The following is a 13,226-nucleotide window of genomic DNA, read 5'->3' as shown; positions in this document are numbered from 1 at the left end:
ATGGATGACAAGAACAGAATGCTGCGCCGGAAGATCGTCGTGGCAGTGCAAGCGACGGACTATCAGGACACACAGGCCTGGTCGGATCTCGACCTGCTTTCGACATCGACTCAAATCGACACGGTAGAAACCTTCGAGAATGAAATCCGGTTCGAAGGGGATCAGTTTCAGGGCCCTCTGACCTGGTATGTTGTCCTGCGCTACGGAATGAACACTGATGACCCGCTGGAGACTTCAGAGAGTTTCCCGGGGACTTTCCACGGCAGGGTCGTCGACTCCGAGCCGGTCATCGATGACATGACGGTCGATACGTCGTCATTCCATGGCGAGATTGCCGATCACGATGCCTCTGATTTCTAACTTCGGCGGCATGAACCGCGCTTCGGGCTGGGTGAGTCTTGCAGCTTTCATCGGCTGCGTGCCGGCAGCGAACTGGCTCATTGCGCATTTTGGAACAGTTTGTGTTCCGGACGGCCCGTGCCTTATTCCCGTCTGGCCGGGCATTCTGGCGCCGTCCGGGGTGCTTCTTGCAGGCCTCTCGTTTGTTCTTCGTGACCTCGTGCAGGAGGCGCTCGGAGTCTTTTGGGCGATTGCTGCGGTATTGATCGGTGGCCTCATCGCGGCGTTCATCGCGTCGCCAGTCTTGGCGGTGGCCTCAGTGACCGCTTTCCTGTTTGCGGAAACGGTCGATCTGCTCGTCTTTTCCGGGCTGCGTCGACGTGGACTGGTGCTCGCGTCCGTTACTAGCAGCGTCATCGGCCTGCTCCTCGACAGCTTGATCTTCGTCCAGATCGCATTCGGAGGTTCAGCCTACATCGTCGGGCAGTCCATCGGGAAAGCTTGGATGATTCTGGCTGCGCTACCGCTGCTCATCGCGATCCAGCGAGCGCGAGGGGGCGCTGCCGATCGACGATCGCATGTTCGATCATAGTTATCGTGGAGGTAGTTGCGCTGCGTCTCGCGGGAGAAGCGCCGCATGCTCATGTCGTCGATCAATCGCTGGCGCAGTGGGCTGATGGGTGTGTCGAGATGGAGGTGCTGCATGACCGGCTCCTTGTTGAAGAAGCCCGTCATGCTCTGCCGCTGCCGGACGACGCTCAATGCAAGCGCGACACCCAGCCTCTGCCTTCTACCTCAGCCGCTGGCGACCTCCCGCGCAGCGGGTTCGTTCAGCGGCCGCAAACGGGACATATGGCGCCGGAGGCCGACCGTTGGCGTCTAGTGCCAAGTAAGATGGCAAGTCATTCGTCCTGGCTCTTCAAGTCTCCGCTTATGTCGGCCTGTCGGGGCGCGTTGTTCAAAGTGGGCAGGCTTTCACCCTTCTTGAAGAGAGCTTCTTCCAAGTCAGGCACCCGATACGGCTGCTCGGCTGGCGGATTAAGCGCCAGTTCACTTGGTGGACCATCGCGCGAGAAACGCGCATAAAGATCCGCTCCTGTCGCAGGTTTTCTCATGAGCGGCGACACCTTCTGCAAGGTTGTATTGTGACGCCGCCCAGGCCGGCGCGCAAGCAGCAGGTGGTGGGTGACCGAAGCTGCTGCGTCTGTCCAATTGCACTGTGGGTTGCGGACGGCGCGCGGGCTTGGTTGCAGAAATCCGACATGCCGTGAAGACGGAGGCTTCGCTTGGCGGTGTCGATGGCGTCACGTTGTCCATGAAGGTCAGGCAAAGTTTGCCTAGTTTGGCACCATGCTCGGGTGGCGCCGCAAATCTACGCGAACATTGCTTTGAAACGGTATCGATCGGTCAGCCATGTAAGGCCGTCAGGCCGCGGTGATGCCAGGAAGTACTCGTGGATGCCGATCGGCATAAGTTACTCATGATAATCCCTGGCGAAGAATTTTCGCAATCCAAGTAAGAAAGTTTTCCGTTGCGACAATAAGTGGAAAAATTCAGACTTTTTGGTAGATACAAGTTTTGAAGTTACTTTGTCCTTAAGTATTTCGTGTTTTGACCTGTCGAATAATTGTTGGCATAATGGGTTGTCCTTTAGATTTGCTTCTCGCAATTCTTCAGGCACGAGCTGAAGCGCCATCCAAGGAGTCTTCCATGGCAAAGCATACCCCTTCGACCGACCTTGCCGACGCAACACCGCTTCCCGCCAGCTTCGACATCGAGGCCCCCACGCGCGGAAGAAAGAACGCGCGCGTGGCCATCGTCCCGCCCTCCATCGCGACGCCTGCAGCAGGCGAGGCTCCGGACTATGCCGCTCTCGGGATCCCGGTCGAGGCGGTCCCCGCCCTGGAAGTGGCGCGCGTGCGGTTGGCCGCTCTCGGCCGGCTCGAGACATCGCATGTCTATGAGTACGGCGCGGTCATCCATGACGTGCGCGAGGCGGCGCCCGACCAGGCAACCTTCGCCAAATGGGCCAAGAAGATTCTGAATCTTTCGCGGCGCGGTGCTGAGAACTACGTCTCTGTTTATCGGGTCTTGAGCCCGTACCGGAACCGTGTCGAGGCCCTGCGCCTCAGGCCGAGCACACTTTATCTGATGGCAAGCGCCCCAGCCGGAGCGCATCGAGGACCTGCTGTCGCAGCAGGAAGCTGGCCACAAGCTAGCGGTCAAAGACGTGAATGCGATCCTTCGCGAAGGCAACGAGCCGGAGACCGAGAAACGGGCTGTTTCAAGAGGTGGTGTCGCAGGCCTGAGAGCCCAGATCGCCGAGAAGACGGCCTGTGGCGCAGCCGCGATGATGGACACGGCCTTCGATGTCCTCAAGGCGATCCACGTCGCCCTCGAGCCGCACCGCCAGGGCAAACGGGTGCCCAAGGATGCGACCATGCGGCCGCTCATTCATCCCGCCCGTTTGCTGCGCGAGCAACTGGAGTCGCTGATCTGGCTCGCTCAACCGGCGGGGCAGGGGTTCCAGGATGGCGTCGTGCATGTGATGCCGCTGAGCAGAGATGATGACTGGTACAGGCTCTGGGCAATGCTGCAGGATCTTGGCGGCTACGAGAGCTGGCCGCAGGCTGCCGACATCGGACCTTGGCTCACCGACACTGTGGTGCCGCAGCTCGAATGGCTCGTCGGCGATCGCGCGGAGAAGGCGGCTGCCGTGATCGATGAGATGGCGAAAGCTGCCGCTGCGCGCGACAAGGCCGCGAAGAAATCGGGTGCGAAGGCTAGCGCCAACAAGACGGGCAAGGGAGCCAAGGCAACCAGGCGAGACAGCATCGAGACCTTGTCTGCGGCCGTGGACGCCATTGCCATCCGACCGCGCTCGATCAACGTCTGATCCGGCGTTCATGGCGGTGGCCATTGGCTATCTTTGCTGGCCCAGCACCGTCATCTCGCCGCTTTCAGCCCGATCGGCCCGGTTCTCCGGGCCGATCTGCTTTGAAGGATACGGACCCGTTGAGACAGCGCTGTCTGATGCAGTTGCACTGCCCGGTATTCGACCGAGCCCCTGGCCAATGAGCCCATCCTTAACCTAACGATCGTTCTTTTTTATCGGGCTCGCATTTTAAGGGCTCAGATCTCCCGCAGATCCTGCCAGGATGAGTCTGCTCGGCCAAATCAGCCGGGCAAGACGGCCCTCGACGGTGTTGGCGCACCATCGAAGGCCTGACCCAGATCCCTTACGCAGAAGGCCCTGAGCTTATGAGCACCTTTATCCCATCATTTGTGAACGACAAGTCACGGGACTATGTCGGCGGCCCCGTCGACATCGATTCGGTTCTGTTCAGCGAGGCGGTCGCACCGGTCAGCCTGGGCGGCCTCCTCGGCTCGGCAGGCGCAAGGTCGCGCGATCACTATGAGTGTCTGATCATCCCCGTCAGTGCCTGGTAGCCGTCGGGCGAGGAGCCCGCTTCTACCCTCAGGCAAAGTTTGCCTGAGGCAGGACTCGGGTCAGATGTTAGGCCGCATCGACAGGTCTGACATCGCCTGCCGTGCTCCGCGTCATCGCCAGATCCATCATTTCTGTTCCAGCTTTACCCGCGGCTTCGCCGCGGGCGGGAGATTTTGCCCATGTTCGAGCCTCATCCCGACAATCCGAAGCGACATTCTGATTCCGCGTCTCCGTCGCCAGTCAGCGACCTCACTGGAATTGCCGCGAACTCATCGTCCCGCGACCAAGGTCTGATCCGACAGTCACTGCACGGTCTCGGCAAGCAGCCGATGTCACATGCCGCCGACCCTGACGCGTGTCCAGTTTCGAACCGTGAACGACGCCCGGGTGGCTCCATGCAGACCGTGCTGGAACTGCTCGGCCACAGCCCGGAATGCGCACGGCTGGCCCGGGCAGGGCTGCTGACATCATGCCATTGCCGCCTGAAAGCGGCCGACGATCCGGCTGTCGTCGTTGGCCTTGCCGTCCATTTTGCCCGGTCGGCACTCATGCATGGCGTGCCGCTGCCGGCTTCGGTCGCCGAGCAGCTTGCCAAGGCTGTCGAGGCAGGGGATCCGGCATGCCGTTCGGTTGCGAAGTGGCTTGCCGATCTCGGGCTGCTGGAGTTCGCGCCGCATTTGTCGGCCGAGGAGGGCCGATGATGGAGGCGCGTCTTGCGAGATTTTTTGTCGGGCGGCTCCGACGCCGGGCGGCCAGTGAAGCCGTCCATGACGCGGTCGCCAGCGGCATCCTGCGCGTTCGCCAGGAAGATCGGACGGACTTTGGGTCTGTGGCCGGGGCGCGCGCTTTTGCCGTCGGCCCTCTGGTCGCGGGGACATCAGCGGAAGACGCGCTGCGGATGATCCGCCGCAGCAGTGCCGCCGGGCGCGCCAGGCGCAGCGATGACAACGCCGATTTCTTCCGCACCGCCTCGGTGAAGCTGCGCAGTGACGGAAGCCGGGGCGGCGACGGAACCACGCAGGCCGATGCCGATGGCAAGACAAACCCTCGGGTCGCGCACCAGGCGCGTGCGCTTCTCGACGCCGTTCGAGCCTCCGCCATGCCTTTGCGGGCTGGCGATGTCGCAGCCGCGCTTTTGATCGCGCAAGCTGCCGACAAGAGGGGTCAGCCGCCGGCGGAGATCGCAGCAGCCCTTTCGATGCTCTCACCGATGGTCACGGTTACGGCCGAAGTCGAAGGTTTCGAAGAGACCGTCCTGGGCCTGCTTGTGGGCGGTGTGCTCGCGCCAGGGCGGGTCGCTGTCAGTGAGGGCAGTGAGCTGTCGCGATCCGGGTCGCTGCGCTTCTCGCGAGCCAGGGATCCAAGATGGCACGCAATCGTCTTCAAGGCGTCGGAACTGGACGACGATGGCGACTGGCGGGAGCGCCAGCTCGGTTTTGCCGCCGAAAGCGGTTATCCGATCGTCGGCATCTCCGAGCGCGGCGGGGTAATCCCGGAGGCTTTGCGACGGGTCGCTGCCGTACATCTCGACTGCGGACCGCTGACACCTGACATCGTGATGAACACGATGCTTGTGGTCCTGGGCTCGCGCCACGATGATCGTCTTGATCCCGAGCATGCAGCGGTCCTTACCCTTTCGGATCTCGCGCTTGCCGTCCGTCCGGGCCAGTCACCGGAACGCGCTTTCGAACTGCTCGGCGAACTCGGTCGCCGGCGCGTCAGGGCGAAGCAGGAAACGGGGAGCACGGGGAGTGCCGGGCACGCGACTGCGGGCGGTCTGGCGAAGCGCAAGCCGGGCCGCGACTCAGGCAGCGGTGCCGATGTCATCCAGCCCCGCATGCCGGGCAGCACGACATCCGATCGGTTCCTTCCCCGCATCGAAACCCTTGCCGGATATGGCGAGGCTGCCGAATGGGCGATGTCGCTCAAGGAAGACCTGGAGCTATGGCGGGCGGGCGAACTTGCCTGGTCGGAAATGAGCACCAGGATCTTGTTGTCGGGGCCGCCAGGTACGGGCAAGACATTGTTCGCTCGGGCTCTGTGCAACACCCTTCAAGTGCCGCTGGTCGCAACGTCCGTGGCGACCTGGCTGGAGCCGGGCTACCTGGGCGATGCGCTCAGGCGCATGAGCGCAACCTTTGCCGAAGCGGAAGCCATGAAGCCGGCGATCGTCTTCATCGACGAGATCGACGGGATTGGCCGCCGCGAACGGCGCGGCGAGTGGGATCAATATTGGACATCGATCGTCAACAGAGGTCTCGAACTTCTTGATGGCGCGGTCAAAACGCCGGGTGTCATTGTTGTTGCAGCGACGAACAATGCTCAGGCAATCGACCCGGCGCTGCTGCGGTCGGGTCGGCTCGAGAAACATGTGGACATACAGCCGCCCGGCATCGCGGCCCTGGCCGGCATTCTGCGCCACCATATTGGCGACGATCTCGAAGGCATCGCCGCCAGCGCGGCGGTTTGAACAGGCTGGCACGCGGCCGCTGATCCCATCCAGGAAATCACTACCGAACCAAGAACGATGCCTATTGCACAGGAATGCCCAGACTCATGCTGATGTTCGACCCACAGAACGGCCGCCATGACCCTCGTTTTGAGCGCGAGACCGACCGGCTGATAACCCTTGCTTCCGACCTGGAGAAAATCCGCAATGGTGCCGATCCCAGGGATCTGACTGCTGGAGCGCCGATCCTCGATCAATGGATTGTTGCCGAGCACTCGGTTCCCTGCCTGGCCGGCCTGTCGTCCGGTCACCCGATCCTCACCGGCACAGGCAGGCTGATCGCGACATCGGATCTTGTGCTCGTCGCCCACGACCAATCCTGGGCGCGGACCCGTTCGCGCTTCTATCGCCTCGGTCGGCCAGGTGGTGCTGCATCCAATTCCTAGGCTCACAGATGACGAACCGGAAATGAGTGAGGGGACCGGAGTGAACTCAGGCAAACCCATGGAGAAAAAGACAACTGATGCATGAGCATGCCCTTGATCCTGGCACCCGGGCGGTGCTGCATACCCTTGCGCGGCAGGCGAGTGGGCTGACCGGCGCCGATGTCGAGCGGATCGTGCGTGAAGCGCGCCAGAAGGCCCGCCGCGAACGTCGTCACCTGAGCTTCGACGATCTGCAGGCCGGGCTTGCCGCCACCAGGCCAATCTGGCCCGAGACGCTGCGGCGGCGCATGGCGATCCACGAAGCCGGTCATGTCGTGGCGCATCTGGCGCTCGGCACGGCCCGGATCGAGACAGTCACCATCGACGGCCCACAGGGCGGGCATGTCGAAGGCGAGACCTACAGTCTGGTTGCCCAGAGCGAAGCGGGCATTACTGCCCAGATCGTTACGAGGCTGGCCGGTCGCGCCGCCGAGGAGGAGCTTCTGGGAAGTGTGTCGGCTGGTGCTGGCGGTTCACCACGCAGCGACCTCGGCCTGGCCACCGAGCTTGCTGTTGCGATGGAAACGACGCTGGGCTTCTCCAAAAAGATGCCGCTGCTCCACAGGCAGGTTGAGGCAAAGTTTGCCCAACTGGCGGATGGCACCGACCTCGCCATCCGTGTCAACGGCCGGCTCGAGCATGCCTATCGCCAGGCGCGGGAGCTCATCCGGCGCCATCTTCCCTCGGTCCAAAGGATCGCCGATGCGCTGATGACGGTCGGCACCCTCGATGGAAATGAACTCGATGCGCTGATGTCCAACAATGGCTGTAACGGAAATACCGAATTCTGAATCGGTGGTGCCGAAAACGCCGTTTGGTGAAGTAATGGGGGGAGAACGAATAGGGCCATGTAAACGCCGTTTGTGTCAGCGATATCGTGCCCGGGGAATGCGCGGCCGCGTGACAAGCCATGCGGCCGCGCCTTCGTCGAAGTCGGGGCGGGGTGTCCTGCCACCACAATGCCAGGTCCGGCAGCATGGCCGGGCGAGGGGACCCGCTTGGTCAGTTCCCGTTTCCATCGTCGGTGGCCTTGATCTCGTGCCGCCGCAAATGCGGCTTCGGGAAAAAGTCCCAGCCGTCTTCGTAACGTTCGAGCAGCCCTTCCCACGCGGCTCGCGTTGCCTTGGCACTGAATCCCTGGTCGACCAGCTGTCGCGACACCTCCGCGATCACTCGGCCCAGCAGGCGATCACTGCCACGCTGCTGCGCCGACACGATCATGTAGCGCAGCATGGCCCGTGCGATATCGTCGCGATCGGGAGCCCGTTCCTGCCTGCGCTTCGCCCGGTACTCACGCTGATAAATCCGTTGCCTCTCCAGTCTCTCGTGTCTCCGCGCCATCGTCATCCTCCTCATCATGGTGCAGGACAATGGTCGGCTTTGGCCATGCAAGCGACAAACGCCGTTTGCGATGTAACGACGTTTTCGAATTCTGAATCGTTTGCCGAGGCTTCTGAATCGCGGCGCCCGAGATCAGAATCCGAATAGCGCAAATTTTTCTGATTTGTTTCGAGTTGCCGGGGACATGAGCCGACCTACCGCCTCGTTGAGTGAACATGTCCAAGCGCCGGCATCATTTGTGGAGTTTTCTAGGGGCTTGTGGGCTGGTGGCGCCAGCGCAAGGCCTTGGCGCCACCATCAGTAATCGGCCGTTTCATTTGATGTCGCCGCGCCCGCGCCGTCGTGGTCGGTGCTAGAGCCTTTCACGTTTTGACGGAAGCGTATCCGGCGTTTGCGAAGTAGTTCTTGCATTCGCCTGGTTCGATGGTTGCGACGAGGTGTCCGATGTGGCGCCAGGTGTCCTCGACGGTGCGCTTCTGGGCTTGGCGCATCCAGTGTTTGATCTTGGCGAAGGTCTGCTCAATGGGATTGAGGTCTGGGGAATAGGGCGGCAGATACCAAAGCCTGGCGCCAGCGGCCTTGATCATCTGCCTGATGGCGGCCGACTTATGACTTCCGAGGTTGTCCATGACGACGATATCGCCGGGCTTCAGGACTGCAACGAGTTGCTGCTCGACATAGGCGCGGAAGCATTGGCCGTTGATCGGTCCGTCGAAGACGCAAGGTGCCGTGAGCCGATCCCAGCGCAATGCACCAAGGAAGGTCAGTGTGCGCCAGTGGCCGTGCGGAGCCAGGCCGCGCAGCCGTTTGCCCTTCGGCCCCCACCCGCGCAACGGCGCCATGTTGGTCTTGATCCAGGTCTCATCGATGAAGACAAGGCACTGCGGATCCAGGCTGCCCTGCCACGACTTCCAGCGCTGGCGGCGACGGGCGATGTCGGCCCGGGCCTGCTCAAGGGCGAACAGCGTTTTTTTTGAAGCTCAGGCCCTCGCGCCTCAAGAACATCCAGACCGCATTGCGTGAGACCGTCACCCCGCGCGCGGCCAACTCGTCCTTCAGCCGATGCAGCGTCAGGTCAGATGTCTGGTTGATCCGCTCCACGATGAACGCCCGATGCGGCTCCAGAACCCGCTTGCGGTGCCCGCCCATCTTGCCTGGCGCCACCGAGCCGGTGGCACGGTAACGCTGCGACCACTTCACAACCGAGGAAACTGCAACGCCAAAGCGCGATGCCACTGCTCGGCAGTTCTCGCCGGCGCCAACCGCCGCAACAACACGCTCACGAAGATCGTTCGAAAGGGCTCGCGTCATCAGATGCTGGCCTCCGCCCAGCCAACATCTTGAATCACAAACGACCTTCTTTGGGAATCCTACGATTCTCTCAAGAGATGAAACGCTCTAAGGCGATGTCCCAGGCACGGTCTCAAGTAATTGGACGAATGATCTGGATGGCTGCTGTTTCCTCGGTTGTTGCCGGAAAGCAGCTTCGAATGGCCGCTCGTGTAGACCTGCAGCCAAATTTGCCTGGCCCCAACGCGGGCAATCATGCCAATTTTCAATCCAACTTTCTGCGGGTCTTGGCCCGTTCTGAGCGTACAGATCGAGCGTCGGCGAGGCGCTGAGACCTTGAGCGCCCCGCCCAGGGCGGTGACTGACGCTTGGCGACCCAGGGCAGAAGCTGAAGTGGTTGCGGCTCAAGATGCCCCGTCACCGTCGGATAGTTCGCCAGAGCTGAGCGGACAAGCGGCAGCCCCGCAGCGTTGGTGTAGCGAACGCTCGTCTCTCCACGACTCAGACGTCCGGAAATATCGTCAATGATTTCGATGCTGACGCGCTTTTGCTTCAGGGTATTGGCGTTGCCGTGTCGAAGCGCATGCAAAAAGCGGGCCCAGACGTCTTGCCCAGCCACTTCACTTTTTTTGACCAAAGGCATGAAGTCCTTGTAGAATCGATCGCCAGCATCGTTGTCCGAGGACTGAGTGTAAAGTTCCGGAAACAGGGCACTGTAGCCGAGATCGCGGATCGCCCGGACATAAGGCAGGAGGCCGAGGCGCAGCACCTCGTCTGGAACAGGCAAAGTGCGGACAGATTGACTGTTCTTGATCCGACGCAGTGCATTAGGACGGATTTCGATCGCCCAACCGTTCGATGTCTCGACGATGTCTTTCACGGCAAGCCCTGCCATCTCGTTGCGTCGCGACCCGAGATACGCAAGGAGCATTGGGAGGTAATAGTTTGCGCTGTGAAATACCTGGCCGCCCGCAACGCCCTGTTCCTCGGCGCTTCGGCATCCGGTGAATACCGCCATGTCGAAAAGCGGCCTGAGCCTGTTCTCGTCCGGCTTATCCGTCAGGGTTCTCAGGTCGCCTGACTTGAGCTTCGCCGGCCTAAGGCCATCCATGCTAAGGTCGGCCACGGCAAATCCACGCCCACGCAGACTTCTCAGAAATTCGCCCAGGTTCGTCAGGTGCTTGCGGATCGTGTTGGCCTCGAGGCCAATTTTTGGCGGCTGCTGGTTTCGAGCTTTTGCGATTTCGACCTGGCGTGACGCGGCCTCGCGCAACTCCCTGGTGGAGAGGCGACGCAACCGCGAACTCTGGCCATAGGTGGTTGGAATCTCGTCGAAGTGGTCGCGTAGCCGCCCCAAGTGGAACTGGGTAATCTCGGCCGAGGTCTTGACGCCATGTTCTCCGAGAATGCCAACAAATGTCGCGACGACGACGCGCACGTCCTGGCCAGTTTTTCGCTCCCAGTCCTTCTTGCCAGCGATCAATTTTTGGCAGCGCGTCATGAATTCGGTGACAGGAAGCGGGATGTCTTTCGGCGGCGGCGCAGAAAGCGGTACGGGCGTTGCGGCATGTTCGGCAACGACCACAGATTGCTCTGGCATCAAGTATTCGCTTTGGACTCGTGTTTCGGAATCCGTGGGCGAGGCACCCTGTTCGACGACCGCAGACTGCGTGGCGAAGGGCTTGGCCACGGACGGAGTTCCATTGTCAGTCGCCGCCATCACCTTGTCGGCCAATATTTCGGCGACGTTCGATCCTCTCAATTCCGGATAGCGTGAAGGCACTGCGAGCAGCATGTCTGCCTTGGCGCGCATCAGTTGTGCTGTCGCGCGTTCGCGGTTGATCAGCGTGTCGGCGATCCCGTGCGCTGCCATATCGGCGACGAGCGCCTTTTCGAAGTGGCTGTGCCGACAGTCAGCCTGCTCTTGCGTGAACGCAGTTGCGATCGTGGCAATGCTCGGTTCTGGAATGCTGGCGCGCTCGAGCGCTGACCGTCCTGGGCAACCCGGTTCGAAGGAGAGCTTGCGCATAGTGCCGAACAGCTCGATCAGGCGGTAGGCCCAGCCGATCTCGATATCGGCCTTGGCGGAAAGGGCTGCGTCTGTCCCCACACGACGCGCAGCGAACGACAGATTGTCGAGGTGCTCGCTCATGCGGACCGCTTCCGCGCGGAAAAGCGATTCGAGCTGGTCCTTCGTCGTCACCGCGGCTCCTGGCGTCAGCTTCAACTCGTGCAGCAGCGTGTTGAGGCGCCGCGCCATGTACTGGGCCTTTCTATGGTCAGAGAGGTGGAGACTTAGTGAAAGGTGCCGTTCGGCAATTTCCGAGAACTGGCGCGGAATGCGCGGCCGCCAATGGAACATGTTGCCCCTGCGGACGAGATTCTGGATTTCGTGACGTCTTCCCATGCCGGACTGCCTCTCGCGTCTGAAGGGCATGGCAGTCCGAATGTGCGCAGCCCTGTGCCTCAGTTGTGTGCACAATCGCGGAAAGGCATCGAAAACGGATTCGCAGCGATCTGTTTTACGAACGATTTCAATGGCTTGGAAATTAAATGGCTGGGGAACCTGGATTCGAACCAGGACTAACGGAGTCAGAGTCCGTGGGTCTACCGTTAACCTATTCCCCAGCAGGCCGAAGCTTGTCCGGCGCCGGCGGGTCGCGTTGGACGCGGCCACCTGTGCGCGCCTTGTAGCCGGAGCCGGGAAATAGTCAACCCCATCGGCTGCGGCAATTTTGGTTTTCAGGCCTCGTCCTTTTTGGTGCCCCGGCCGAATTGCGAATGCTCGAAGGCAAGCACCGCCATGATCCCGAGAATGAGCGGGATGATGAGGTAGAACAGCCTGAAGACCAAAAGCGCGGCGAGCACGGCCGCCGGATCCATTTCCGACAGGCCGGTAAGGAACACCACTTCGAGCACACCCAGTCCGCCCGGCGCATGCGAGGCCTGCGCCACCGCAAACGAGAACAGGAAGATGCCGAGCACGATCAGGTAGCCCGGGTTGTGCTCGGCGGGCAGGGCGAAATAGATGATCGCCGCGGCAGCCAGGATTTCCAGCGGACCGATGATCAGCTGGCGCGCCACGATCGGCAGCGCCGGATAATGCAGGCGGAAGCTGCGGATGGCGAGCGGCTTGAGATGCAGCCAGCTGCCGAAGACGTAGGCACCGACCGACAGCAGCATGGCAACGCCCAGTGCGATCCACCATGCTTCGTAGCTGCCCTCTGTGTAGCGGTCGAGCAGGCCAGGCTCGAGCAGAATCACCACGCCGCCGACGAACACGCTCGAAAGCACGAAGGTGAACCAGCAGATGCCGACGAGCACGCCGACCTCCTGGCCGGTCAGCCCCTTGGAGGCATAGGCGCGATAGCGGATCACCGCGCCCGAAAATACCGAGCCGCCGATATTGTGCGACAGCGCGTAGGTGGTGAAGGAGCAGACGGTGACGAAGAACCACGACACACGCTTGCCGACATGCAGGAGCGCGATGTGGTCATAGCCGGCCAGCGCGCCATAGGCGACGATCGAACTGATCGCGGCGAGGATCCAGCCGTGTAGGGGGATGGCGGTCAGGCCGTCCCAGACATCGTCGAGGGAGATTTCGCGCCATTCATGATAGAGCAGCCAGGCGGATACGGCGACGGCGGCGAGCCCGATGACGGGCCAGATAAAGTCCTTGATCTTCATGCAGCAGCGCTTGCCCGTTCCTTTCGGTCTGGCGTTTCAGTCCCTCGTTGTGGCTATGCGTCCGCCCGCACGACCGGCTCGTCCTCAAGCTTTGCCTCATCGAAGCCGGCTATTCAACCCGAGCAGCGGTTTTCGACAGGCCAGGCAGCGGGCCAGCAGATGGCGCCGTGCCGCGTTGCCAAAT

The 13,226-nt window shown here is 61.6% G+C and carries 13 protein-coding genes and 1 tRNA gene; 8 read left to right on the top strand and 6 right to left on the bottom strand.

Features of this window, described 5'->3' with window-relative positions:
• Both ASC75_RS05830 and ASC75_RS05825 read left to right on the top strand, forming a co-directional pair.
• Complete coding sequence (locus ASC75_RS05830; RefSeq protein ID WP_055971582.1) at nucleotides 1-360, top strand: hypothetical protein; 360 nt, start codon at nucleotides 1-3, stop codon at nucleotides 358-360.
• On the top strand, nucleotides 344-931 hold the full coding sequence (locus tag ASC75_RS05825; protein ID WP_244487762.1) for a VUT family protein: 588 nt from the start codon (nucleotides 344-346) through the stop codon (nucleotides 929-931). Before ASC75_RS05830 ends, ASC75_RS05825 begins: the two co-directional genes overlap by 17 nt.
• A 310-nt stretch (nucleotides 932-1,241) precedes the next feature.
• On the opposite strand, the gene ASC75_RS25875 is transcribed toward ASC75_RS05825, so the two are convergent.
• The gene (locus ASC75_RS25875; protein WP_156381118.1) at nucleotides 1,242-1,454 is read right to left on the bottom strand and encodes a hypothetical protein; all 213 of its coding nucleotides are present in this window, start codon (nucleotides 1,452-1,454) and stop codon (nucleotides 1,242-1,244) included.
• Between the two features lie 1,115 nt (nucleotides 1,455-2,569).
• Here ASC75_RS25875 and ASC75_RS05820 point away from each other — a divergent pair.
• From ASC75_RS05820 to ASC75_RS05800, 6 genes are all read left to right on the top strand, one after another.
• Nucleotides 2,570-3,235 (top strand): hypothetical protein, encoded by a 666-nt coding sequence (locus ASC75_RS05820; protein ID WP_055971576.1) that lies wholly within the window; start codon nucleotides 2,570-2,572, stop codon nucleotides 3,233-3,235.
• 365 nt (nucleotides 3,236-3,600) lie between these two features.
• On the top strand, nucleotides 3,601-3,789 hold the full coding sequence (locus ASC75_RS25870) for a hypothetical protein (RefSeq protein WP_156381117.1): 189 nt from the start codon (nucleotides 3,601-3,603) through the stop codon (nucleotides 3,787-3,789).
• A gap of 180 nt (nucleotides 3,790-3,969) precedes the next feature.
• Complete coding sequence (locus tag ASC75_RS26260) at nucleotides 3,970-4,491, top strand: hypothetical protein (RefSeq protein WP_162244895.1); 522 nt, start codon at nucleotides 3,970-3,972, stop codon at nucleotides 4,489-4,491.
• On the top strand, nucleotides 4,488-6,260 hold the full coding sequence (locus tag ASC75_RS05810; protein WP_162244894.1) for an ATP-binding protein: 1,773 nt from the start codon (nucleotides 4,488-4,490) through the stop codon (nucleotides 6,258-6,260). The genes ASC75_RS26260 and ASC75_RS05810 overlap by 4 nt, the downstream gene beginning before the upstream one ends.
• Before the next feature lie 86 nt (nucleotides 6,261-6,346).
• Nucleotides 6,347-6,685, top strand: a complete 339-nt coding sequence (locus ASC75_RS05805; RefSeq protein WP_055971569.1) for a DUF6634 family protein — start codon at nucleotides 6,347-6,349, stop codon at nucleotides 6,683-6,685.
• Between the two features lie 77 nt (nucleotides 6,686-6,762).
• Nucleotides 6,763-7,515: a hypothetical protein gene (locus ASC75_RS05800; protein ID WP_055971566.1), complete on the top strand. Its 753-nt coding sequence runs from the start codon at nucleotides 6,763-6,765 to the stop codon at nucleotides 7,513-7,515.
• Nucleotides 7,516-7,726: 211 nt separating this feature from the next.
• On the opposite strand, the gene ASC75_RS05795 is transcribed toward ASC75_RS05800, so the two are convergent.
• From ASC75_RS05795 to ASC75_RS05770, 5 genes are all read right to left on the bottom strand, one after another.
• On the bottom strand, nucleotides 7,727-8,065 hold the full coding sequence (locus ASC75_RS05795) for a hypothetical protein (RefSeq protein WP_156381116.1): 339 nt from the start codon (nucleotides 8,063-8,065) through the stop codon (nucleotides 7,727-7,729).
• Between the two features lie 362 nt (nucleotides 8,066-8,427).
• Nucleotides 8,428-9,376, bottom strand: a protein-coding gene (locus ASC75_RS25130) for an IS630 family transposase (RefSeq protein ID WP_156381115.1) whose coding sequence is annotated in 2 segments (ribosomal slippage) — nucleotides 8,428-9,039 and nucleotides 9,041-9,376 — 948 coding nt in all. Because the reading frame shifts where the segments join, the coding sequence is not laid out codon by codon here.
• Nucleotides 9,377-9,620: 244 nt separating this feature from the next.
• Nucleotides 9,621-11,762 carry a DUF6538 domain-containing protein gene (locus ASC75_RS26370; protein WP_184117324.1) on the bottom strand — a complete coding sequence of 714 codons (2,142 nt, stop codon included), beginning with the start codon at nucleotides 11,760-11,762 and terminating at the stop codon, nucleotides 9,621-9,623.
• Nucleotides 11,763-11,909: 147 nt separating this feature from the next.
• A tRNA-Gln gene (locus tag ASC75_RS05775) sits at nucleotides 11,910-11,983 on the bottom strand.
• Nucleotides 11,984-12,097: 114 nt separating this feature from the next.
• The gene (locus ASC75_RS05770) at nucleotides 12,098-13,042 is read right to left on the bottom strand and encodes a YbhN family protein (protein WP_055971551.1); all 945 of its coding nucleotides are present in this window, start codon (nucleotides 13,040-13,042) and stop codon (nucleotides 12,098-12,100) included.
• Nucleotides 13,043-13,226: the final 184 nt, after the last annotated feature.

Source organism: Aminobacter sp. DSM 101952 (assembly GCF_001424795.1).
Lineage (GTDB): Bacteria > Pseudomonadota > Alphaproteobacteria > Rhizobiales > Rhizobiaceae > Aminobacter > Aminobacter aganoensis.
Note: the sequence above shows the minus strand (reverse complement) of the source record. Positions and strands in the feature narration are given on the sequence as shown.

Excerpts from the sequence above, each read along its gene's own strand:
- ASC75_RS05830 (WP_055971582.1), top strand. The coding sequence starts at position 1 with ATGGATGACAAGAACAGAATGCTGCGCCGGAAGATCGTCGTGGCAGTG.
- ASC75_RS05795 (WP_156381116.1), bottom strand. The coding sequence starts at position 8,065 with ATGGCGCGGAGACACGAGAGACTGGAGAGGCAACGGATTTATCAGCGT.
- ASC75_RS05805 (WP_055971569.1), top strand. The coding sequence starts at position 6,347 with ATGCTGATGTTCGACCCACAGAACGGCCGCCATGACCCTCGTTTTGAG.
- ASC75_RS05825 (WP_244487762.1), top strand. The coding sequence starts at position 344 with ATGCCTCTGATTTCTAACTTCGGCGGCATGAACCGCGCTTCGGGCTGG.
- ASC75_RS25875 (WP_156381118.1), bottom strand. The coding sequence starts at position 1,454 with ATGAGAAAACCTGCGACAGGAGCGGATCTTTATGCGCGTTTCTCGCGC.
- ASC75_RS05800 (WP_055971566.1), top strand. The coding sequence starts at position 6,763 with ATGCATGAGCATGCCCTTGATCCTGGCACCCGGGCGGTGCTGCATACC.
- ASC75_RS26260 (WP_162244895.1), top strand. The coding sequence starts at position 3,970 with ATGTTCGAGCCTCATCCCGACAATCCGAAGCGACATTCTGATTCCGCG.
- ASC75_RS25870 (WP_156381117.1), top strand. The coding sequence starts at position 3,601 with ATGAGCACCTTTATCCCATCATTTGTGAACGACAAGTCACGGGACTAT.
- ASC75_RS05810 (WP_162244894.1), top strand. The coding sequence starts at position 4,488 with ATGATGGAGGCGCGTCTTGCGAGATTTTTTGTCGGGCGGCTCCGACGC.
- ASC75_RS05770 (WP_055971551.1), bottom strand. The coding sequence starts at position 13,042 with ATGAAGATCAAGGACTTTATCTGGCCCGTCATCGGGCTCGCCGCCGTC.
- ASC75_RS26370 (WP_184117324.1), bottom strand. The coding sequence starts at position 11,762 with ATGGGAAGACGTCACGAAATCCAGAATCTCGTCCGCAGGGGCAACATG.